The following is a 20,262-nucleotide window of genomic DNA, read 5'->3' as shown; positions in this document are numbered from 1 at the left end:
GTGAGGGTCGGGGATCAGCGGCGGCTCCGGGGTCGGTGGGTCAGCGGTGGTCGCTGCCCTGGGACTGGGACGCCGCCCGGCCCGCCTCCAGGCGCGCCACCGGAATCCGGAACGGTGAGCAGGAGACGTAGTCCAGTCCCACCTCGTGGAAGAAGTGGACCGACTCGGGGTCGCCGCCGTGTTCGCCGCAGACGCCGAGCTTGAGGTCGGGGCGGGTTTCGCGGCCGGCCTTCGCGGCGGCGGCGACCAGCGAACCCACGCCGTCCTTGTCGATGGTCTCGAAGGGGCTGACGCCGAAGATGCCCTTCTCCAGGTATGCGGTGAAGAAGCTGGCCTCCACGTCGTCGCGGCTGAAGCCCCACACGGTCTGCGTCAGGTCGTTCGTGCCGAAGCTGAAGAACTCCGCCGCCTCGGCGATCTGAGCGGCGGTCAGCGCTGCGCGCGGCAGTTCGATCATCGTGCCGATCGCCAGCTTCAGTTCCGTACCGCTCGCCGCCTGGACCTCCGCGATGACCCGGTCGGCCTCCTCGCGGACGATCTCCAGTTCCTGGACCGTGCCGACGAGCGGGATCATGATCTCGGCGCGCGGGTCGCCCTTGGCGTTCTTGCGCTCGGCCGCGGCCTCGGCGATCGCCCGGACCTGCATCGTGAACAGCCCCGGGATGACCAGGCCGAGGCGTACGCCGCGCAGACCCAGCATCGGGTTCTGCTCGTGCAGACGGTGCACCGCCTGGAGCAGGCGCAGCTCGTTCTCGTGCGGCTCCTGGCGGGACTCCGCCAGGGCGACGCGGACCGAGAGCTCGGTGATGTCGGGCAGGAACTCGTGCAGCGGCGGGTCGAGGAGACGGATCGTCACCGGCAGGCCGTCCATCGCCGAGAACAGCTCCACGAAATCCTGCTTCTGGAGCGGGAGCAGCTCCTTCAGGGACTCCTCGCGCTCGGCCTCCGTGTCGGCCAGGATGAGGCGCTCGACCAGCTCACGGCGGTCGCCGAGGAACATGTGCTCCGTACGGCACAGACCGATGCCCTGGGCGCCGAAGCGACGGGCGCGCAGCGCGTCCTCGGCGTTGTCCGCGTTGGCGCGCACCCGCAGGCGCCGCTTGCGGTCGGCGAACGCCATGATCCGGTGCACGGCCTCGACCAGTTCGTCGGCGTCCTGGGCACCCGCGTGCATCCGGCCCTCGAAGTACTCCACGACCGGAGACGGAACCACCGGCACCTCACCGAGGTACACCTTGCCGCTGGAGCCGTCGATGGAGATGAGGTCGCCCTCCTCCACCACATGCCCGCCCGGCACCGTCATCCGGCGCCGCTTGGTGTCGACCTCCAGCTCCTCCGCGCCGCAGACACAGGTCTTGCCCATGCCGCGGGCCACCACGGCCGCGTGGGAGGTCTTGCCGCCGCGGGACGTCAGGATGCCTTCGGCCGCGATCATGCCGTCCAGGTCGTCCGGGTTCGTCTCACGGCGGATCAGGATGACCTTCTCGCCGGAACGCGACCACTTCACCGCGGTGTACGAGTCGAAGACCGCCTTGCCGACCGCCGCACCCGGCGACGCCGCGATGCCCCGGCCGACCTGCTCGACCTTCGCGTTCTCGTCGAAGCGCGGGAACATCAGCTGCGCGAGCTGGGCGCCGTTCACCCGCTGGAGCGCCTCCGCCTCGTCGATCAGGCCCTGGTCGACCAGCTGCGTCGCGATCCGGAAGGCGGCGCCCGCGGTGCGCTTGCCGACGCGGGTCTGGAGCATCCACAGCCGGCCGCGCTCGATGGTGAACTCGATGTCGCAGAGGTCCTTGTAGTGGTTCTCCAGCGTCTCCATGATCTGCATCAGCTGGTCGTACGACTGCTTGTCGATCTGTTCCAGCTCCGCGAGCGGGACCGTGTTGCGGATGCCGGCCACCACGTCCTCGCCCTGGGCGTTCTGGAGGTAGTCGCCGTAGACGCCCTGGTGGCCGGAGGCGGGGTCGCGGGTGAAGGCGACGCCCGTGCCGGAGTCCGGGCCCAGGTTGCCGAAGACCATGGAGCAGACGTTGACCGCGGTGCCCAGGTCGTGCGGGATGCGCTCCTGGCGGCGGTAGAGCTTGGCGCGGTCGCCGTTCCAGGAGTCGAAGACCGCCTTGATGGCGAGGTCCATCTGCTCGCGGGGGTCCTGCGGGAAGTCCCGGCCGGCCTCGGTCTTGACGATCTTCTTGAAGCGGGTGACCAGCTTCTTCAGGTCCGCGGCCTCCAGCTCGGTGTCGACCGTGACCTTCTTGGCCTCCTTGGCCTTCTCCAGCGCCTCCTCGAAGAGGTCGCCGTCGACGCCGAGGACGGTCTTGCCGAACATCTGGATGAGGCGGCGGTAGGAGTCCCAGGCGAAGCGTTCGTCGCCGGCCTGCTTGGCGAGGCCCTGCACCGACTTGTCGGACAGGCCGATGTTGAGGACCGTGTCCATCATGCCGGGCATGGAGAACTTCGCGCCGGAGCGGACGGAGACGAGCAGAGGGTTGTCCGCCTGGCCCAGCTTCTTGCCCATGCGCTGCTCCAGCGCGTCGAGGTGCGCACTCACCTCGTCACGCAGTGCCGCCGGCTCCTCGCCGCTGTCGAGGTAGACCTTGCAGGCCTCGGTGGTGATGGTGAAGCCGGGCGGGACGGGGAGGCCCAGGTTGGTCATCTCGGCGAGGTTCGCGCCCTTGCCGCCGAGGAGGTCCTTGAGGTCCTTGTTGCCCTCGGTGAAGTCGTAAACGAACTTCACGCCCTCAACGCTCGAACCAGCCTGAGCTGCTACGTGGGGATCTTTGTTTTCCGACACGGGTCCCAACTCCTTGAGGACGCGGTGGCTGCCCTGACGGCGAGGAACATACCCAGATCGAAGGCGCCTGGGTACGTCCACTTGCCCGTCATGCGCCTGTAACCAGGCGTCCGCCACCGGATCGAAAGTCAAAGCTTGGTAAGCGGTGGCGGGCAGATGTTTTCACTTCTTGAACGCACGCCTCCCCAGAGGCCGGGATTCTCGCTCGCATGAGCGGTCTACAGCACGTCTGATTTCGATCGATGAACGATCAAGGGGTGGCACTCAGTGCCACCCCTTGGAGAAGTGCAGTCGCGCATGATCCGCTCATCTGAGCGCGACCCTTATCAAGGGTGGCGAGAATCACGCTGCCACAGGGGGCGAGATTTCACCATGCGGACGCCCGCGAGAGACCGCAACCGGAGCGTCACACAGTCACACCCCGAGCGCCCGCAGCCGCTCCTCCACCCGCTCCGGCGCGTACAGGTGTTCCACGACCAGCGCCCCCGCCCCCACCAGCCCCGCCCGCTCCCCCAGCCGAGAGGTCACGACGTCCAGCCGGGCCGTGGAGCGCGGCAGCGCCCGCTGGTACAGCAGCTCCCGTACGCCGGTGACGAAGGGAGTTCCGGCCAAGTCGCCCGCGATCATCAGCACCCCGGGGTTCAGCAGGGTCACGACCGTCGCCAGTACGTCCCCGACCCGGCGCCCGGCCTCCCGCGCCAGCCCCGTCGCCTCCGGATGCCCGGCCGCCAGCAGGTCCCGCACATCTGCGCCGGAGGCGGCCGGCACCCCGGCCTCGGCCAGCCGCCGGGCCACGGCACCCCCGCTGGCGACGGCGGCCAGACAGCCGTAGGAGCCGCAGCGGCACAGCGCATCCGCACCCTCCGGCACCCTGATGTGGCCGATGTCCCCGGCGCCGCCGTCGATGCCCCGGTACAGCGAGCCGTCCACCACGACGCCCGCGCCGATGCCCGTCGACACCTTGACCAGCACGAACGCCGAGCAGTCCGGGTAGCCGGTGCGCTGTTCGCCGTACGCCATGAGGTTGGCGTCGTTGTCGACCAGGACCGGCACCTCACCGGCGCCGGTGTGCTCGGTGAACGCCCTGGCCAGGCGGCCGCGTATGTCGTAGCCGTCCCAGCCGGGCATGATCGGGGGCTGGATCACCCGGCCGCTCTCGCTGTCGACCGGGCCCGGCACGGCGAGACCGATGCCGCAGACCTCCTGCGCACCGCGCCCGGTCTTCTCCAGCAGCTCCGCGAACCAGCGGCCCAGCTCACCGAGGACCGGCTCCGGGCCGTCCTCGATGACCAGGGTGCCGCCGTGCTCGGCGAGGATCTCGCCGCCCAGCGTCAGGACGGCGGCACGCGCGTGCCGGGTGTCGAGGTCGGCGGCGAGGACGATCGCGTGGGCGTCGTCGAACTCCAGGGTGATGGATGGCCGGCCGCCGAGCGGGGAGTCGACCGGGCCGCCGGCGCCCTCGCGCAGCCAGCCCGCGCGGAAGAGCCGCTCCAGGCGCTGGCCGACCGTGGCGCGGGAGAGGCCGGTGACCTGTTGGAGCGCACCACGGGTGGTGGCGCGGCCGCTGCGCACCAGCTCGAGCAGTTCCCCGGCGCTCGCCTGGCTCGCGCTCCGTCCAGCCATACCTGCGCACCCCCTTGCGTTTCTCAACCCTGCATTACATATTGGGTTTTGCGTGTTAAATGGACGTAACTCTATGGTAGCGATGGTCAAACCGGTCGCCTGGACGTCTTTCGGGGAGCCCCGAGTGGATCGCACTGCCCAGCTCACATTCCGTCCCGCCACGCGGGAGGTTGTATACGATCCGGGCCCGGCACCGGATTCGCCGCATCTCAGGGCCGCGCGCGTCCTGGAGGGCAACTGGACCGGAACGTCGACGGTGCCCTCGCGCGGCCTGTATCCGCACCAGTGGTCCTGGGACTCGGGGTTCATCGCGATCGGGCTCCGGCATCTGTCGCCGTTACGGGCCCAGACGGAGCTGGAGACGCTGCTGGCCGCGCAGTGGGGCGACGGGCGGATCCCGCACATCGTCTTCAACCCCTCCGTGCCGCTGGACGCGTACTTCCCGAGCCCCGACTTCTGGCGCTCCTCGACCGCGGGACGCGCTGCGGGTGCCCCGCGCACCGTACAGACCTCCGGCATCGTGCAGCCACCGGTGCACGCGCTGGCGGCCTGGCTGGTGCACTGCGCCGACCCGGGGCTGTCGCGGGCGCGCGGCTTCCTCGCCGGGGTGTATCCGCGACTGGCGGCCTGGCACCGCTATCTGCTGCACCGGCGTGACCTGGGCGGGGGCGGGCTCGCGTCGGTCGTGCACCCGTGGGAGCAGGGGATGGACAACAGCCCCTGCTGGGACGCCCCGCTCGCCCGTGTCACCCCGGCCCCCGCCCGCTCCTTCCGCCGCGCCGACCTCGCCCACGGCGCGCCCGAGGACCGGCCGACGGACCTCGACTACGGGCGGTATGTGCGGCTGGCGACGGACTACCGGGACCGGGGTTACGCCGACGGGGGCAGCGCGTTCGCCGTGGAGGACCCGGCGTTCAACGCACTGCTGATCGCCTCCGAGCACTCGCTGGCCCGCATCGCCCGCGAGCTGGGCGCGACAGGCACGGCCCGGCAGGCCCGCGCGGAGCGCCTGACGGGCGTCCTCATCGACCGGCTGTGGGACCCGGCCGAGGGGATGTTCTTCTGCCGGGACATCCGAAACGGCCGGGACATCCGAAACGGCCAGGACACCCGCAGCAGCCAGGACGCCCGCAGCGGCGACCTGATCCCCGAACGCAGCGTCTCCGGCCTCGTCCCCCTCCTCCTGCCCACCCTCCCCCGCGCCGTCGTCGCCGCCCTCGTGCGCACGCTCGCCGGCCCGCACTTCGGCGCCGGCACCCGGCTCGTGCCGAGCTACGACCTGCTCGGCGAGGCCTTCGATCCGCACCGGTACTGGCGCGGCCCGGCCTGGTTCAACACGAGCTGGCTGCTGGAGCGGGGCCTGAGGGTGCACGGCGAGACGGAGCGGGCCGGCGCGCTGCGCGAGGCGATGCTCGACACCGCCGACACGTCCGGGTTCGCGGAGTACGTGGACCCGTACACCGGCGCGGCCTGCGGGGCCACCGGCTTCAGCTGGACCGCCGCGCTCACACTCGACCTGCTGGAAGCCAAGGCGGCCGACGCAACCAACGGAGCCAAGGGAGGGGACCTGGGATGACGAACCGGCATCATCTGCTCGTGCACGGCGGGACGTTCGCCGCCGTGGGCGACAGCGGGGACATCAGCGGTGTGCGGAGCGGCAGCTCCCCGGACGGGCTGTTCGTGCGCGACGGCCGACACCTCAGCCGCTGGCAGCTCACGGTCGACGGCGCCGTGCCGGAGGCCCTGAGCCCCGTGACCGGCGGGGACACCACGCGCTGTGTGCTGGTCCCGCGGGGCGGCCGCCAGGAGCCGGCCGCGTACGCGCTCTTCCGTGAACAGGCCGTCGGGGACAGCTCGTTCGTCGAGTCGCTGCGCGTCACCAGCAACCGCCCGGTGCCGACCACGATCCGCCTCGCCATCACCGCCGACGCCGACTTCACCGACCAGTTCGAACTGCGCTCGGACCACCGCACCTACACCAAGCCCGGCGCCCTGCGCTCCCGCCAGGTCCTCGACGACGGCGTGGAGTTCACCTACCAGCGCGGCGAGTGGCGTTCCCGTACGACGGTGACGACCGAACCCCCGCCGGACGCCGTCGAGGAGACCGGCACCGGCGCGCGCCGCCTCGTCTGGACCCTCGACCTAAAACCGCACGGCACGGCGGAGCTGACCCTGCGGGTCGTGGCGCGCCCGCACGGCGAGAAGCGGGCGCTGCGCGTACCGCGCTCCCCCGCCGCCGTCACCGAGCAACTCCTCGACAAGGAGGGCAGGTTCGTCGAGGGCATCGCCTTCCCGACCGGCTGGCCGGAACTGGCGGCGGCCTGTGCGCGCGGCCTCGCCGACCTGGCCGCGTTGCAGGTACCGGCCATCGGACCGGACGGCGAGGAGCTGCGCGTCCCGGCCGCCGGAGCGCCCTGGTTCCTGACCCTGCTCGGCCGCGACGCCCTCCTCACCTCCCTGTTCGCCCTCCCGTACCGGCCCCAGCTCGCCGCCGCCACGCTCCCGGCGCTGGCCGCGACCCAGGCGACCGGGACGAACGCCGAGTCGGTCGCCCAGCCCGGCAAGATCGTGCACGAGGTGCGGGGCGGCGAGCTGGCCCACTTCGGGCAGGTGCCGTACGGGCGTTACTACGGCTCGGTGGACGCGACCCCGCTGTTCCTCGTCCTGCTCGGGGCGTACGTCGAACAGACCGGGGACACCGGGCCGGCCCGCCGGCTGGAGCAGCACGCCCGCGCGGCGGTCGGCTGGATGCTGGACCACGGCGGGCTGACCTCGCGCGGCTATCTCGTCTACCGCGCCGACCAGGGCGGCCTGGCCAACCAGAACTGGAAGGACTCCCCCGGCGCGATCTGCTGCGCCGACGGCACCCGGCCGACCGGGCCGGTGATGGCGGCGGGCGCGCAGGGCTACGCGTACGACGCGCTGCGCCGCACGGCGTGGCTGGCCCGTGCGGTGTGGCGCGACGAGACGTACGCGGCGCTGCTGGAGCAGGCGGCCGGTGATCTGCGGGACCGTTTCCAGCGGGACTTCTGGATGCCGGACCGCTCCTTCCCGGCGCTCGCGCTCGACGGCGACGGGCGCCAGGTGGACGCGCTGGCGTCGGACGCCGGGCATCTGCTCTGGTCGGGGCTGCTGGACAAGGAGTACGGCGAGCTCGTCGGCCGGCGGCTCCTCGAACCCGACTTCTTCTCGGGCTGGGGGGTGCGCACGCTGGCGGCCGGGCAGCCGGCGTACCACCCGCTGTCGTACCACCGCGGTTCGGTCTGGCCGCACGACAACGCGCTGATCACGCTGGGACTGGCCCGCTACGGCCTGCACGACGAGGCCCGCACCGTCGCCCACGCCCTGGTCGACGCGGCGACCGTGACCGGGCACCGGCTGCCGGAGGTGCTCGCCGGGTACGGCCGGGACACGCATGCCGAGCCGGTGCCGTATCCGCACGCGTGCGAACGGGAGTCCCGGTCGGCGGCGGCACCGCTGGCGCTGCTCACGGCGGTCGGAGGCGCGTAACCGCAGGTTCCCGACGGAACCGGTGAACGGAGTCCGGTGTCCAGCCGTACGACAGTGCGGCGGGCCCGTTCCCCCACGCCGGGTCCGCCGCTTCACAGTGCTTTCGTACGGAGGGACCCCCGGGTGGCTGTCTTCACGCGTCAACCGCAGCACACGACCGACGACGCCCCCAACACCTCGGAACTCCCCGCCCCCGAAGGCCGCCTGGCCCGCTGGCGCGCCGGCCACCCCGCCGCCGCCCGCGCCCTGCGCTGGACCGCGACCGCCCTCTCCGTCGCCCTGGTCCTGTTCGCGCTGCTCGTGCCGAACACCCTCGCCGCCCTCGCGTGGGGCAAGTTCGTGCGGATCCCGGTGGAGGCGATCATCGGTGCCGCGGTGCTGCTCGTGCTGCCCCGCCGTCCGCGGCTGGTGGCGGCGACCGTCGCCGGGGTCGGGCTCGCCGCGCTGACCGTGCTCAACCTGCTCGACATGGGCTTCAACGAATACCTCGGCCGCGGCTTCAACCTCGTCCTCGACTGGGGTCTGCTCGACGACGCCCAGTCCTACATGAAGGACACCATGGGCGGGGCGGGCGCAACCGGGCTGGCCATCGGCGCGATCGTGCTCGTCGTGCTGCTGTTCGCGGTCATGACGCTGGCGACGGTCCGGCTGAGCAACCTGCTCGTCCGGCATCGCACCGTCGCCGTCCGCTCGACGCTCGCCGCCGCCGTCGTATGGACGCTGGCGTATGCGCTGGGCGTGCAGTTCGCCGGGCTGCCGATCGCCTCCGACCATGCGGCGGCGCTGCTGGAGATCCAGGCGCGGCGGGTGCAGACCACGCTGCGCGACGAGGCGGCGTTCGAGCGGGAGGCGAAGGAGGACGTCTTCGGCAGCACGCCCGGCGACCAGCTGGTGCCGGGCCTGCGCGGCAAGGACGTCCTCTTCACGTTCATCGAGAGCTACGGCCGCAGCGCGCTCGAGGACCCGCTGATCTCGCCCGGCGTGCTGAAGTCCCTGGACACCAGCGACAAGGCGCTGACCGAGGCGGGGTACGCCGCGAAGAGCGGCTGGCTGACCTCGGCGACCTACGGGGGCAGCAGCTGGCTGGGGCACTCCACGTTCCTGTCGGGCCTGTGGATCAGCAGCCAGCAGCGCTTCCGCACCGTCACCTCCGGCGACCACCTCACCCTCACCAAGGCCTTCCAGAAGACCGGCGACTGGCGGACCGTCGGTGTGGTGCCGGGTGTGCAGAAGGGCTGGCCGGAGGCGAAGTTCTACGGGCTGGACAACGTCTACGACGCCTTCCATCTCGGCTACAAGGGGCCGAAGTTCAGCTGGTCGACGATGCCGGACCAGTACGCGTTGGAGGCGTTCCAGCGACTGGAGCACGGCAAGAAGCGCGACCAGCCGCTGATGGCGGAGATCATCCTGACGTCCAGTCACCAGCCGTGGGCGCCGATTCCGAAGATGGTCGGCTGGGACGAGCTGGGCGACGGCTCGGTCTTCGACGGCATCGAGAAGGCGGGCACCGACCCCTCCGAGGTGATCGCCGACTCGAACCGGTCCAAGGAGGAGTACGGCAAGTCCGTCGCGTACTCGCTCACCAGCCTCACCCAGTGGCTGGAGCGCTACGGCACCGAGGACACCGTCCTGGTCTTCCTCGGCGACCACCAGCCCATCGCCCGGGTCAGCGGACAGCGCGCCAGCCGGGACGTGCCGATCACGATCGTCGCCAAGGACCCGAAGGTGCTCGACAAGATCTCCGGCTGGGGCTGGACGGACGGCCTGAAGCCGGACCAGGACGCGCCGGTGTGGAAGATGAGCGACTTCCGGGACCGGTTCCTGACGGCGTACGGCTCCAAGCCCAGCGGGTGATCAGCCGCCGGAGGTGTCCAGCTCCGCGTCCTCGCTGATCCCCGCACAGTCGTACGGGTCCTTCAGCCAGCCGTCCGGGAGCACCACCCGGTTGTTGCCGGACGTACGGCCGCGAGGGCCGTCGGCGCCGGTGGGCCAGGGCTGGTCGAGGTCCAACTCGTCCAGCCCGGAGCGGAGTTCCTCCAGGGAAGAGGTGATCGCGAGTCGCTTGCGCATCTCCGAGCCGACCGCGAAGCCCTTGAGGTACCAGGCGACGTGCTTACGGAAGTCGATGACGCCACGCGCCTCGTCGCCGATCCACTCACCCAGGAGGGTGGCGTGCCGGACCATGACGTCGGCGACCTCGCGCAAGGTGGGCTCACGGAAGTCGGCCCGTCCTTCGAAGGCGGCGACCAGGTCGGCGAAGAGCCACGGCCGCCCGAGGCACCCGCGCCCCACCACGACCCCGTCGCAGCCGGTCTCCCGCACCATCCGCAGTGCGTCCTCGGCCGACCAGATGTCGCCGTTGCCGAGCACGGGGATCTCCGGCACATGCTCCTTCAGCCGGGCGATGGCGTCCCAGTCGGCGGTGCCGCCGTAGTGCTGGGAAGCGGTACGGCCGTGCAGGGCGATGGCGGTGACGCCCTCCTCGACGGCGATACGGCCGGCGTCCAGGTAGGTGATGTGGTCGTCGTCGATGCCCTTGCGCATCTTCATCGTCACCGGCAGATCGCCGGCCCCGCTGACGGCCTCGCGCAGGATGGCGCGGAGCAGGTTGCGCTTGTACGGGAGGGCGGAACCGCCGCCCTTGCGCGTCACCTTGGGGACCGGGCAGCCGAAGTTCAGATCGATGTGGTCGGCGAGGTCCTCCTCCGCGATCATGCGGACGGCCTTGCCGACGGTCGCCGGGTCCACGCCGTACAGCTGGATCGAACGCGGCCGCTCGGTCGCGTCGAAGTGGATCAGCTGCATGGTCTTCTCGTTGCGCTCGACCAGCGCCCGAGTGGTGATCATCTCGCTCACGAACAGGCCCTTGCCGCCACTGAACTCCCGGCACAGGGTGCGGAAGGGCGCGTTGGTGATCCCGGCCATGGGGGCCAGGACGACGGGCGGCTGGACGGTGTGCGGGCCGATCTGCAGGGGCGTGGACATCCCTCCATTGTGCCGTGCGATGAGTGTGTAAAACTCATTAGTTAGCCGCACTATCGACATCGGCGTACGATGGCGCCATGCCCGAGCTCAGCCAACGCCGCCGCCTGCTGGTCCTCGCGATCTGCTGTATGAGCCTGCTGATCGTGAGTCTCGACAACACGGTGCTGAACGTCGCCCTGCCCTCGATGCAGCAGGACCTGCACGCCGACACGTCGGGCCTCCAGTGGACGATCGACGCCTACACGCTCGTCCTCGCCTCGCTGCTGATGCTCGCGGGCTCCACCGCCGACCGGATCGGCCGCAAGCGGGTCTTCGTCGCGGGCCTGATCGTCTTCACGATCGGCTCGGCACTGTGCTCCGTCGCCCCCAACCTGGACGCACTGGTGATCTTCCGCATGGTCCAGGCGGTGGGCGGCTCCATGCTCAACCCGGTCGCCATGTCGATCATCACCAACACCTTCACCGACCCGCGCGAGCGCGCCCGCGCGATCGGGGCGTGGGGTGGGGTCGTCGGAATCTCGATGGCGGCGGGACCGCTGGTGGGCGGACTGCTGGTGGAGGCGGTGGACTGGCGGGCGATCTTCTGGATCAACCTGCCGGTGGGCCTCGCTGCGCTGCTGCTGACGCTGCGCTACGTCCCCGAATCCCGCGCCCCGAAGGCCCGGCGGCCCGATCCGGTCGGCCAGCTCCTCGTGATCGCGCTGTTCGGCTCCCTGACGTACGCGATCATCGAGGCGCCGAACGCGGGGCTCGCGACAGTACTGCCGTTCGCGGCGGTCGCGGTCATCGCACTGATCGGCCTGCTCTCGTACGAGCCACGCCGGGCGGAGCCGCTGGTCGACCTGCGTTTCTTCCGGTCGGCGCCCTTCAGCGGGGCCACAGTGATCGCCATTGGTGCGTTCGCGTCGCTGGGCGGGTTCCTGTTCCTGTCGACGTTGTATCTGCAGAACGTGCGCGGCCTGGACGCGCTGCACGCCGGACTGTGGATGCTGCCGATGGCGGCGCCGACGCTGGTGTGCGCGCCGCTGGGCGGGCGGCTGGTGGGGAGCGTGGGACCGCGACTGCCGCTGCTGATCGCGGGGGTCGCGATGACCGCGAGTCCGCTGCTGTTCGCGGCGTTCGAGGGGGAGACGTCGAACGTCACGCTCTTCCTCGGCTACCTGCTGTTCGGCATCGGCTTCGGCTTCGTCAACGCACCGATCACCAACACGGCGGTGTCCGGGATGCCGCGGGCGCAGGCGGGGGTTGCAGCGGCCGTCGCCTCCACCAGTCGGCAGCTCGGGCAGACGCTGGGCGTCGCTGTGGTGGGCGCGGTCCTGGCGTCGGGGATCGGGGCGTCGTCGTACCGGGATGCGTTCGTGTCGGCCGCCCGGCCGGGGTGGTGGATTCTCGTGGGGTGCGGGGTGGCCGTGCTGGTGTTCGGTGCGCTGAGCAGCGGGCGGTGGGCTCGGAGGACGGCTGAGCGGACGGCTGAGCGGCTGGAGTCGGAGGAGGTGCGGCAGGTGGTAGGAGCGGGGGACCGCGCCCCGTAAGGGGGCGCGGGGAACTGCGCGACCAGCCACAAACGACCCGCGGTTACAGAACCGCATATCCGGCGGAGCCAACTGCTTGGACAACTCGCCGTGAAGTGACCCCTGTTGATGTTGATCCTGCTGCACACTCCTTGCTGCCCGAAGAGACAGCCGGACGGGGACGCTGGAGGCGTCATGCCGCAGATCGACACGAGCAAGGTCAGCCGCTGGGATCAGCACGGACGCGAGCATGTCGTACGGGTCCAGCGCACCGGCGTGCAACGCACGATCAGGTGCGACACCTGCGGCTGGCGGCGGGGCGCGCAGTTTCTGCCCTGGCTGAAGGCGGAGGAGCATCTCGCCGAGGCCCACCAGGCGACGGTGGACCCGTCAGCGGCGTAGCCCCCGCACCAGCAGATCCACCACCGCTTCGAAATCCTCCTCGATCCCCGGCTGCGCCCACTCCGGCGCGTAGCAGGGGTCGTGGAAGCGCCCGCTGGCCTGGAACACCCCGCGGGCCGTCCTCGCCGGGTCGGCGGTGACGAACACGCCCGCCTCGGCGCCGGCCTCGATGATCCTGGTCAGCTGGGCGGTGAGGTCGGCGATGTGGTCGGGGACCGCCTCGCCGCTCTCGCCCGTCAGCACCATGTACGTGGCGAACAGCTCCGGGTCGTCGCCCGCCTTGCGGCGCTTGGCGTCGAAGAGCGCCCGGAGCCAGTCGCGCAGCCGATCCTCCGGGTCGCGCTCCTCGGCGACGATGCCGGCCAACGCCTCGGACGTACGGTCCAGCCACCGCTTCGTCACCGCCTCCCGCAGCGCCGCCTTGGTGCGGAAGTGCCGGTAGACGCTGCCGTGGCTGACGCCGAGCGCGCGGGCCACGTCCACCATGGTGGCCTTGGCCGGTCCGTGGCGGCGCAGCACCTCCTCGGTCGCCTCGAGGATGCGCTCGGCTGTCAGGGTCTGGCTGGTCGCAGGCATGAGGTCGACCGTACCTGTCTCCCGGATCAGCGTTCGCTGTCGAGGTGTGCCATCTGCGGCGTCGGGTAGCGCTCGCCGGCCGCCGCGTCGGCGGGGACGGCTTCCTCGATCGCCCGCAGGTCGGCTTCGTCCAGGGACACGTCCAGCGCGCCCAGTGCCTCGGTCAGCCGGTCGCGGCGGCGGGCGCCGACCAGGGGCACGATGTCCGTGTTGTGCCGCGTGCCCCGCGACAGCACCCAGGCGATGGCGATCTGCGCGACGCTCACGCCCTTCTGCTCGGCGATCTTGCGCAGCGCCTCGACGAGGTTCAGGTTGTGCTGGAGGTTCTCGCCCTGGAAGCGCGGCGAGAGCGCCCGGAAGTCGTTCGCCGCGAGCTGCCGGTCACGGGTGAAGTGGCCGGAGATCAGCCCGCGGGAGAGGACTCCGTACGCCGTGATGCCGATGCCCAGTTCACGCGCGGCCGGCAGGATCTCGTCCTCGATGCCGCGCGAGATCAGCGAGTACTCGATCTGGAGGTCCGTGATCGGGGCCGTGGCGGCGGCCCGGCGGATCGTCTCGGCGCCGACCTCGCTGAGGCCGATGTGCCGGACGTACCCCTTCTCGACGAGCTCCGCGATCGCGCCGACCGTCTCCTCGATCGGTACGCCGGGGTCGAGCCGGGCGATCCGGTAGACGTCGATGTGGTCGACGCCGAGGCGCTGGAGCGAGTACGCGGCGAAGTTCTTCACGGCGGCCGGGCGCCCGTCGTAGCCGCTCCATCCGCCGTCCGGGTCGCGCAGCGCGCCGAACTTCACGCTGATCTGCGCCTGTTCGCGGTGTGCTGCGGGGGCGGTGCGCAGGGCCTCGCCGATCAGCAGCTCGTTGTGGCCCATGCCGTAGAAGTCGCCGGTGTCGAGCAGGGTGATGCCCGCTTCCAGGGCGGCGTGGATGGTGGCGATGGACTCGGCCCGGTCCGCGTCGCCGTACAGGGCGGACATGCCCATGCAGCCGAGGCCGAGGGCGGATACCTGGGGGCCGGTGGTTCCGAGGAGGCGGGTTCGCATGAGGACTCCTTGGGCTTGTTCTGGGATGCCTCCACTCTTGCATGACAGCTGACAGATTTCAATATCTGTCAGCTGTCATTTGTCATCGCCGGGTCGCGGCGGCCCACGCAAAAACGCCGGACGGGCTGAGAAAACTCAGCCCGTCCGGCGTTTGCGGACTTCGGAGAGGTCAGGCGCCGATCAGGCGGCCGGCCAGGTAACCCTCGATCTGGTCCAGCGACACACGCTCCTGCTTCATCGTGTCGCGCTCACGCACCGTCACCGCGTTGTCCTCCAGGGTGTCGAAGTCGACCGTCACGCAGTACGGCGTGCCGATCTCGTCCTGGCGGCGGTAGCGGCGGCCGATCGCGCCGGCGTCGTCGAACTCGATGTTCCAGTGCTGGCGCAGCGCCTGGGCGAGGCCCTTGGCCTTCGGGGACAGCTCCGGGTTCCGGGACAGCGGGAGCACCGCGACCTTCACCGGGGCGAGACGGTGGTCGAGGCGCAGCACCGTGCGCTTCTCCATCTTGCCCTTGGCGTTGGGGGCCTCGTCCTCGATGTAGGCGTCGAGGAGGAAGGCCAGCATCGCGCGGCCGACACCGGCCGCGGGCTCGATGACGAACGGCGTCCAGCGCTCGCCGGCCTCCTGGTCGAAGTAGGACAGGTCCTGGCCGGAGGCCTTGGAGTGGGCGCCGAGGTCGTAGTCGGTGCGGTTGGCGACACCCTCGAGCTCGCCCCACTCGTTGCCGCCGAAGTTGAAGCGGTACTCGATGTCGGCGGTGCGCTTGGAGTAGTGGGAGAGCTTCTCCTTGGGATGCTCGTACCAGCGCATGTTCTCCTCACGGAGACCCAGGCCCGTGTACCAGTTCCAGCGCTGCTCCATCCAGTACTCCTGCCACTTCTCGTCCTCGCCGGGCTTGACGAAGAACTCCATCTCCATCTGCTCGAACTCGCGGGTGCGGAAGATGAAGTTGCCCGGCGTGATCTCGTTGCGGAACGACTTGCCCATCTGGGCGATGCCGAACGGCGGCTTGCGGCGCGAGGTGGTCTGCACCTGGGCGAAGTTGGTGAAGATGCCCTGCGCGGTCTCGGGGCGCAGGTACGCGATGGAGCCGCTGTCCTGGGTCGGGCCGAGGTGGGTGGACAGCAGACCCGAGAACTGCTTGGGCTCGGTGAACTGGCCCTTGTTGCCACAGTTGGGGCAGTTGATGTCGGCGAGGCCGTTCTCCGGGAGGTGACCCTTCTTGGCCTCGTAGGCCTCCTCCAGGTGGTCCGCGCGGAACCGCTTGTGGCAGGAGGTGCACTCGGTCAGCGGATCGGTGAAGGTGGCGACGTGACCGGAGGCGACCCAGACCTCGGGGGCGAGGATCACGGACGAGTCGATACCGACGACGTCCTCGCGCGACGTCACCATGTAGCGCCACCACTGACGCTTGAGGTTCTCCTTGAGCTCGACACCCAGCGGCCCGTAGTCCCAGGCGGCGCGCTGACCGCCGTAGATCTCACTGCACGGGAAAACGAAGCCACGGCGCTTGCTCAGGCTGACGATGGTGTCGATCTTGTCGGCGGCCACGGTGCTCTCTTCATTACGACGACGGGCGACGAAGCGAGATGCTTCAGAGCGAATGCTTCAGGTTACCGGCGGGGGCTCCCCCTCAATCAAATCGGTCCGGCCTCCGGGCGTACATCACCCCTTACCAGTGGCTTACCCGGGCCTCACCAGGCGCTTGTTGACAATCGTTTCCATATTTGCTGAAAATGACTGTCATGAACGTACGACGACCTCACATATCCGGGATCGCGATCGCGGCAGCCACCGCGCTCGGCCTCGGAACCCTCTCCGCATGCTCTGACGACAGCTCCGCGGCGGGCAACTCGGACAAGTTCGACGTCGTCGCCTCGTTCTACCCGATGCAGTTCCTCGCCGAGCAGATCGGCGGGGACCATGTGAACGTCACCACCCTCACCGAGCCCGGCCAGGAGCCCCACGACCTGGAGCTCAGCACCAAGCAGACCGCCGAGCTCGGCGAGACGGACGCGGTGCTCTACCTCAAGACCCTGCAGCCGGCCGTCGACGAGGCCGTCGCCCAGTCCGGCGTCAAGACCAAGATCGACGCGGCCACGCTGACCAAGCTCGAGGACCACGGCGACGTGGAGCACAGCCACGAGGGTGAGGAAGGCCACGCCGAGGAGGAGCAGCACTCCGAGGAGGAGGAGGAGCACGCCCTCGACCCGCACGTCTGGCTGGACCCGGTGAAGTACGCCGAGATCGCCGAGGGCGTCGGCACGGCCTTCGAGAAGGCCGACCCGGACAACGCGGCCGACTACCGGAAGAACACCGAGGACCTGGTCAAGAAGCTGGACGCCCTCAACACGGACTTCGCGGACGGCCTGAAGAACACGAAGACGAAGGTCTTCTTCACCAACCACGCGGCCTTCGGCTACCTCGCCGAGCGCTACGGCCTGACCCAGGAGGCAATCTCCGGCCTCGACCCGGAGAGCGAGCCCAGCCCGGCCCGGATCAAGGAGCTCCAGGAGGAGGCCAAGGCCGACGGCGTGACCACGGTCTTCTACGAGACACTGGTCAGCGACAAGACCGCGAAGACCCTCGCCCAGGACGCGGGCCTCAAGACGGACGTCCTCGACCCGCTCGAGGGCATCACCGACAAGTCCAAGGGCGACGACTACTTCCAGGTCATGGAAGCCAACCTCCAGGCGCTGCAGAAGGCCCTGGGAACCACATGATCGTTACGGAGGACGCCATGGGCGCCACGGGAGAGCCCGTCATATCGATGCGCGGCATACGCGCCGAACTCGGCTCGCGCCCCGTCCTACGCGGCATCGACCTCACCGTGCGCCACGGTGAGGTCGTCGCGCTGCTCGGCGCGAACGGCTCCGGCAAGTCGACGGCGGTACGCAGCCTCATCGGGCAGGTGCCGGTGAGCGCCGGCCGGATCGAGCTGTTCGGGACCCCGCAGCGCCGGTTCCGCGACTGGGCGCGGGTGGGCTACGTCCCGCAGCGCACCACGGCCGCGGGCGGCGTGCCCGCCACGGTGACGGAGGTGGTGTCCTCCGGGCGGCTGTCCCGGGCCCGCTTCGGTGTGCTGCGCAAGGCGGACCACGCGGCCGTACACCGCGCCCTGGAGCTGGTCGGCATGGCGGACCGGGCGAAGGACTCCGTGGGCGCCCTCTCCGGCGGCCAGCACCAGCGCGTCCTGATCGCCCGCGCCCTCGCCTCCGAACCCGAGCTGCTGATCATGGACGAGCCGATGGCGGGCGTCGACCTGGACAGCCAGGAGGTGCTCGCGCGGACGCTGCGGGCGCAGGTCGCGGGCGGTACGACGGTCCTGGTGGTCATGCATGAACTCGGCCCCCTGGAGCCCCTGATCCAACGGGCGGTCGTCCTGCGCGACGGCTGCGTCCTGCACGACGGACCGCCCCCGAAGGCGGTCGGCCAGCACGCGCTGCCCGGCCACGACCACGTCCACCCGCACGCGGCGCACGACGCCGAACCGATGCGCACGGGACTGCTGAGCTGATGGAATTCCTGAACTACGCCTTCATGCAGCGGGCCCTGCTCGCCGCCGTCCTCGTCGGCATCACCGCCCCCGCGATCGGCATCTACCTCGTACAGCGCCGCCAGGCCCTGATGGGCGACGGCATCGGCCACGTGGCGATGACCGGCGTCGGCCTCGGCTTCCTGCTCTCCTGGTCGCCGGTGTGGATGGCGACCCTGGTGTCCATCCTCGGCGCCGTCCTGATGGAGCTGATCCGCTGGTACGGCAAGACCCGCGGCGACATCGCCCTCGCGATGCTCTTCTACGGCGGTATGGCCGGCGGCGTGATGTTCATCAACCTCGCGCCGACCGGCTCCAACGCCAACCTCACGTCGTACCTCTTCGGGTCCCTGTCGACGGTGAGCGAGTCGGACGTCACGGCGATCTGCATCCTCGCCGCGTTCGTCGTGCTGGTCACCCTGGGGCTGCGCCGGCAGCTCTTCGCGGTCAGCCAGGACGAGGAGTTCGCCCGGGTGACGGGCCTGCCGGTGCGGGCGCTGAACCTGCTCACGGCCATCACCGCGGCGGTGACGGTCACCGTGGCGATGCGGGTGGTCGGTCTGCTGCTCGTCTCGGCGCTGATGGTGGTCCCGGTGGCCGCCGCCCAGCAGCTCAGCCGCAGCTTCGCGGCCACGTTCGCGATCGCGGTCGCCATCGGGATCGGGGTGACCACCGGCGGCACGATCACCTCGTACTACCAGGACGTTCCGCCCGGCGCGACCATCGTGCTGCTGACGATCGGCGCGTTCATCGTGCTGACCGCCCTGGCCACTCCGCTCGCCCGGCGCCGCGCGCGGGCGCTGGCCGCCGCGCACCCCTCCGGGGACCCGGCGGAGTGTGCAATTCCGGCCAGCAGGGGTGCGCAGGACGAGATCGGCGTCTGACCGCGCACAGGCCGGGCTGGCACAATGGCCCGGCAGACGCAACGCAAGGAGGCAACCGGTGACGACCGCTGGACCGCCCGTGAAGGGCCGCGCCACTCGGCAGCGCGCCGCCGTGGCGGCAGCCTTGGAAGAGGTCGAGGAGTTCCGCAGCGCGCAGGAACTGCACGACATGCTCAAGCACAAGGGCGACGCCGTCGGCCTGACCACGGTCTACCGCACCCTGCAGTCCCTCGCCGAGGCCGGCGAGGTCGACGTCCTGCGCACCTCCGACGGCGAGTCCGTCTACCGCCGCTGCTCCACCGGCGACCACCACCACCACCTCGTCTGCCGCACCTGCGGCAAGGCCGTCGAGGTCGAGGGCCCGGCGGTCGAGACATGGGCAGAGGCCATCGCCGCGGAACACGGCTACGTCAATGTGGCGCACACCGTGGAAATCTTCGGCACCTGCGCGGACTGCGCGGCTGCCTGCGGCGCCTGAGGCCATCGCGACAGGCGCTTCAGGGCAGCATGTTGCCGCGGTTCACGCAGGAGTAGGAGCCGTCGTCGTTCCGCCCCACGCTGTCGTAGGACCAGCAGTGCAGCATCGGCGCGAGTGTCCAGCTCCGCACCGCCATGAGGACACCGATGACGGCGACGGCCCCCCACCCCGCGCGCGACCGTCGCCCGGCCAGCGCCAGTCCGCAGACGGCGAGCAGCGCCGCGAACACCAGCAGGTACACAACGGCCGGCGCCAGGTTCTCCCGCAGCCCCGGGAACGACTCCATCTCCACCGTGCTGCCGAAGCCGAGGAGCACGACGAGCCCCGCGCAGGCGAACACGGCGGCCGCCGCGCAGCCACGGGCGGCACGGGCGGCCGTCATACGCGGGAGAGGTGACGGTCGAGCAGGGCCCGCAGGCGCTGCACGTCCTCCTCGGTGCGCAGACCGCGTTTGGGCGCGACCTCCAGGATCAGGATGTTCGGGTCGCGGCTGAGCAGCACCAGATGATCATGAGTCTCGCGGTAACCACGGAACAGCGACCAGCGCTGCGTCAGCGTGGTGTGCTCGGTCTCGACCGTGATCCCGGCATCGGACACCGTGGCCCGATACTCGCCCTGCCACGAGACGGTCCGGAACACATGGTTGGCCTGAATGCGGGGCGTGCCCCAGATCAGGACCGCGGTCAGCAGCGAAAGCGCGACCCCCGGCGCCGCATCCGCCCCACCGAAGGCGAGGAACACGCCGAATGCAGCGAACAGCACCGCGACCGCCCACCGCACCGGCGCCAGCCGCCGAATGCGGTCACGGACCTGGATGCCTCGGAGAATGTCGGCCCGTGTCGGCCGGAAGGCCAGTTCGACGGTGTCAGTGCCACTGTCCTGAATGATGTCCCGCCCCTGGTGAACCATGGGCGGAACTCTAT

Annotated in this window: 17 protein-coding genes; 9 read left to right on the top strand and 8 right to left on the bottom strand. The window is 70.4% G+C overall.

Annotated features, from left to right (window positions below; genetic code table 11):
- Positions 1-40: 40 nt before the first annotated feature.
- Both ppdK and ACKTSN_RS31635 read right to left on the bottom strand, forming a co-directional pair.
- Entirely contained in the window at positions 41-2,791 is a 2,751-nt protein-coding gene (ppdK, locus tag ACKTSN_RS31640; RefSeq protein WP_409472230.1) for a pyruvate, phosphate dikinase, read from the bottom strand.
- A gap of 414 nt (positions 2,792-3,205) precedes the next feature.
- Positions 3,206-4,414, bottom strand: a complete 1,209-nt coding sequence (locus tag ACKTSN_RS31635; protein WP_409472229.1) for an ROK family protein — start codon at positions 4,412-4,414, stop codon at positions 3,206-3,208.
- Positions 4,415-4,538: 124 nt separating this feature from the next.
- Between ACKTSN_RS31635 and ACKTSN_RS31630 the strand changes: the two genes are divergently transcribed.
- The 3 genes from ACKTSN_RS31630 to ACKTSN_RS31620 all read left to right on the top strand — a co-directional run bounded on the left by ACKTSN_RS31630 (position 4,539) and on the right by ACKTSN_RS31620 (position 9,778).
- Positions 4,539-5,990 (top strand): MGH1-like glycoside hydrolase domain-containing protein, encoded by a 1,452-nt coding sequence (locus ACKTSN_RS31630; RefSeq protein ID WP_409472228.1) that lies wholly within the window; start codon positions 4,539-4,541, stop codon positions 5,988-5,990.
- A complete protein-coding gene (locus tag ACKTSN_RS31625) occupies positions 5,987-7,924 on the top strand; it encodes an amylo-alpha-1,6-glucosidase (RefSeq protein WP_409472227.1) in 1,938 nt (645 codons plus the stop codon). The genes ACKTSN_RS31630 and ACKTSN_RS31625 overlap by 4 nt, the downstream gene beginning before the upstream one ends.
- A gap of 123 nt (positions 7,925-8,047) precedes the next feature.
- The gene (locus ACKTSN_RS31620) at positions 8,048-9,778 is read left to right on the top strand and encodes a CDP-alcohol phosphatidyltransferase (RefSeq protein ID WP_409472226.1); all 1,731 of its coding nucleotides are present in this window, start codon (positions 8,048-8,050) and stop codon (positions 9,776-9,778) included.
- On the opposite strand, the gene dusB is transcribed toward ACKTSN_RS31620, so the two are convergent.
- Complete coding sequence (dusB, locus tag ACKTSN_RS31615; RefSeq protein WP_409472225.1) at positions 9,779-10,909, bottom strand: tRNA dihydrouridine synthase DusB; 1,131 nt, start codon at positions 10,907-10,909, stop codon at positions 9,779-9,781. It abuts the gene before it with no gap.
- Between the two features lie 77 nt (positions 10,910-10,986).
- On the opposite strand from dusB, the gene ACKTSN_RS31610 reads away from it, so the two are divergent.
- Both ACKTSN_RS31610 and ACKTSN_RS31605 read left to right on the top strand, forming a co-directional pair.
- On the top strand, positions 10,987-12,441 hold the full coding sequence (locus tag ACKTSN_RS31610; RefSeq protein ID WP_409472224.1) for an MFS transporter: 1,455 nt from the start codon (positions 10,987-10,989) through the stop codon (positions 12,439-12,441).
- Positions 12,442-12,615: 174 nt separating this feature from the next.
- A complete protein-coding gene (locus tag ACKTSN_RS31605) occupies positions 12,616-12,822 on the top strand; it encodes a hypothetical protein (protein WP_409472223.1) in 207 nt (68 codons plus the stop codon).
- Here ACKTSN_RS31605 and ACKTSN_RS31600 read toward each other — a convergent pair.
- The 3 genes from ACKTSN_RS31600 to ACKTSN_RS31590 all read right to left on the bottom strand — a co-directional run bounded on the left by ACKTSN_RS31600 (position 12,811) and on the right by ACKTSN_RS31590 (position 15,993).
- Positions 12,811-13,398 (bottom strand): TetR family transcriptional regulator, encoded by a 588-nt coding sequence (locus tag ACKTSN_RS31600; RefSeq protein ID WP_409472222.1) that lies wholly within the window; start codon positions 13,396-13,398, stop codon positions 12,811-12,813. The two genes, ACKTSN_RS31605 and ACKTSN_RS31600, sit on opposite strands and share 12 nt — an antisense overlap.
- Before the next feature lie 26 nt (positions 13,399-13,424).
- Positions 13,425-14,441 (bottom strand): aldo/keto reductase, encoded by a 1,017-nt coding sequence (locus ACKTSN_RS31595; protein ID WP_409472221.1) that lies wholly within the window; start codon positions 14,439-14,441, stop codon positions 13,425-13,427.
- Positions 14,442-14,610: 169 nt separating this feature from the next.
- Complete coding sequence (locus ACKTSN_RS31590) at positions 14,611-15,993, bottom strand: glycine--tRNA ligase (protein WP_409472220.1); 1,383 nt, start codon at positions 15,991-15,993, stop codon at positions 14,611-14,613.
- A gap of 194 nt (positions 15,994-16,187) precedes the next feature.
- On the opposite strand from ACKTSN_RS31590, the gene ACKTSN_RS31585 reads away from it, so the two are divergent.
- Genes ACKTSN_RS31585 through ACKTSN_RS31570 form a run of 4 tightly spaced genes read left to right on the top strand, consistent with a single transcriptional unit; the run spans position 16,188 to position 19,339 of the window.
- Positions 16,188-17,165 (top strand): zinc ABC transporter substrate-binding protein, encoded by a 978-nt coding sequence (locus ACKTSN_RS31585; RefSeq protein WP_409472219.1) that lies wholly within the window; start codon positions 16,188-16,190, stop codon positions 17,163-17,165.
- Positions 17,166-17,182: 17 nt separating this feature from the next.
- Complete coding sequence (locus ACKTSN_RS31580; RefSeq protein ID WP_409472218.1) at positions 17,183-17,959, top strand: metal ABC transporter ATP-binding protein; 777 nt, start codon at positions 17,183-17,185, stop codon at positions 17,957-17,959.
- A complete protein-coding gene (locus ACKTSN_RS31575; protein WP_409472217.1) occupies positions 17,959-18,861 on the top strand; it encodes a metal ABC transporter permease in 903 nt (300 codons plus the stop codon). The genes ACKTSN_RS31580 and ACKTSN_RS31575 overlap by 1 nt, the downstream gene beginning before the upstream one ends.
- A gap of 58 nt (positions 18,862-18,919) precedes the next feature.
- A complete protein-coding gene (locus ACKTSN_RS31570; protein WP_409472216.1) occupies positions 18,920-19,339 on the top strand; it encodes a Fur family transcriptional regulator in 420 nt (139 codons plus the stop codon).
- 19 nt (positions 19,340-19,358) lie between these two features.
- Here the strand turns inward: ACKTSN_RS31570 and ACKTSN_RS31565 are convergent, their stop codons facing one another.
- Together ACKTSN_RS31565 and ACKTSN_RS31560 are read right to left on the bottom strand one after the other, a co-directional pair.
- Positions 19,359-19,721 (bottom strand): hypothetical protein, encoded by a 363-nt coding sequence (locus tag ACKTSN_RS31565; protein WP_409472215.1) that lies wholly within the window; start codon positions 19,719-19,721, stop codon positions 19,359-19,361.
- Positions 19,718-20,248 (bottom strand): YcxB family protein, encoded by a 531-nt coding sequence (locus ACKTSN_RS31560; RefSeq protein WP_409472214.1) that lies wholly within the window; start codon positions 20,246-20,248, stop codon positions 19,718-19,720. Before ACKTSN_RS31560 ends, ACKTSN_RS31565 begins: the two co-directional genes overlap by 4 nt.
- Between the last annotated feature and the right edge of the window lie 14 nt (positions 20,249-20,262).

This window comes from Streptomyces flavusporus (genome assembly GCF_046267975.1).
Classification (GTDB): domain Bacteria; phylum Actinomycetota; class Actinomycetes; order Streptomycetales; family Streptomycetaceae; genus Streptomyces; species Streptomyces flavusporus.
Note: the sequence above shows the minus strand (reverse complement) of the source record. Positions and strands in the feature narration are given on the sequence as shown.

Bases quoted from the DNA above. Each gene is read 5' to 3' on its own strand.
- ACKTSN_RS31635 (WP_409472229.1), bottom strand. From the start codon at position 4,414: ATGGCTGGACGGAGCGCGAGCCAGGCGAGCGCCGGGGAACTGCTCGAG.
- ACKTSN_RS31625 (WP_409472227.1), top strand. From the start codon at position 5,987: ATGACGAACCGGCATCATCTGCTCGTGCACGGCGGGACGTTCGCCGCC.
- dusB (WP_409472225.1), bottom strand. From the start codon at position 10,909: ATGTCCACGCCCCTGCAGATCGGCCCGCACACCGTCCAGCCGCCCGTC.
- ACKTSN_RS31610 (WP_409472224.1), top strand. From the start codon at position 10,987: ATGCCCGAGCTCAGCCAACGCCGCCGCCTGCTGGTCCTCGCGATCTGC.
- ACKTSN_RS31605 (WP_409472223.1), top strand. From the start codon at position 12,616: ATGCCGCAGATCGACACGAGCAAGGTCAGCCGCTGGGATCAGCACGGA.
- ACKTSN_RS31600 (WP_409472222.1), bottom strand. From the start codon at position 13,398: ATGCCTGCGACCAGCCAGACCCTGACAGCCGAGCGCATCCTCGAGGCG.
- ACKTSN_RS31595 (WP_409472221.1), bottom strand. From the start codon at position 14,441: ATGCGAACCCGCCTCCTCGGAACCACCGGCCCCCAGGTATCCGCCCTC.
- ACKTSN_RS31585 (WP_409472219.1), top strand. From the start codon at position 16,188: ATGAACGTACGACGACCTCACATATCCGGGATCGCGATCGCGGCAGCC.
- ACKTSN_RS31580 (WP_409472218.1), top strand. From the start codon at position 17,183: ATGGGCGCCACGGGAGAGCCCGTCATATCGATGCGCGGCATACGCGCC.
- ACKTSN_RS31575 (WP_409472217.1), top strand. From the start codon at position 17,959: ATGGAATTCCTGAACTACGCCTTCATGCAGCGGGCCCTGCTCGCCGCC.
- ACKTSN_RS31565 (WP_409472215.1), bottom strand. From the start codon at position 19,721: ATGACGGCCGCCCGTGCCGCCCGTGGCTGCGCGGCGGCCGCCGTGTTC.
- ACKTSN_RS31560 (WP_409472214.1), bottom strand. From the start codon at position 20,248: ATGGTTCACCAGGGGCGGGACATCATTCAGGACAGTGGCACTGACACC.